Here is an 898-nt window from a genome sequence, read left to right as displayed (position 1 = left end):
GTTTTCAATCTCGGTGGGAGTCTGTCAAACAGAGGAGCAAAGTAAACCTGCGAAACTGAAATGATCCAGCTGCACAGAGTTCCTGAAGAAACGCTGAACATTCCCATTTCTCTGAACATCGTAATCAGAAGATTGGTGGGAATCTGATAGAGAATCTTGAAGGCGATCGCCATGGCAAGAAATGAGGAGGAAGCCCAGCTTCCGGGCAGAAGCGGCTTTGGAGCCTCGGCCTGAACGGGAGACAGTCCGCATTCACTGAGCGGAGTGTCACTGTCAGCAGCTTTTGCATGACAGTCAGGGCAGCCGTAAGTCACACCCACATACTCAATGACTCTGAGTCTGGGAAGTTCAACCTTAAGCTCGTAACGCAGATGCTTTTCTCCAAACGGAATGAGCTCATGACCACAGTATTCGCAGAACCTTTTGTCCTCATCGAGTTCTCTTACAACCTTTTCCACATCAATACCCATGCGTTCAATCATTTCTTTCAGCGTCGATTTGGGCTTTCTGGTCTGTTTTTTCTTAACCGGACGATGAGTATTTGGCTTTTTGGAAGAATCGGATTCAGACGCAGATCCGGCAGAAGGTGTGGAGTCAGAATCATTACCGTCGTCATCATCCTTCTTCTTGCCGCTCGAGCGTTTCTCAGATTTCTTTCCATAGCGCTGAGCCGCCATCAGAGTGATCTGCTCAGTCAGAGAAGCGATCGTTGTATTGGCTGCTTCAACCTGTTCGGTCAGCGAATGGATAATCTCATCTTATTGCCAGCTGTCCTTGAGAGCGTCGTCCATCAGCCGTTTGATATTCAGCTGCTGAAAGAGCGGATTTGAAGAGATGTTAGATGTGTCTGCTGAGCTGTTTTCTTCAATAGTTTTCACACATACATTATACCATAAAA

1 protein-coding gene is annotated in these 898 nt (G+C 47.1%); it reads right to left on the bottom strand.

Annotated features, from left to right (window positions below; translation table 11 throughout):
* Nucleotides 1-677, bottom strand: a 677-nt coding sequence (locus BO222_RS11225) for an IS66 family transposase zinc-finger binding domain-containing protein (RefSeq protein WP_143357023.1), incomplete at its 3' end; no start/stop codon positions are given.
* Between the last annotated feature and the right edge of the window lie 221 nt (nt 678-898).

The organism is Ileibacterium valens, from assembly GCF_001945525.1.
Taxonomy (GTDB): domain Bacteria; phylum Bacillota_I; class Bacilli_A; order Erysipelotrichales; family Erysipelotrichaceae; genus Ileibacterium; species Ileibacterium valens.
Note: the sequence above shows the minus strand (reverse complement) of the source record. Positions and strands in the feature narration are given on the sequence as shown.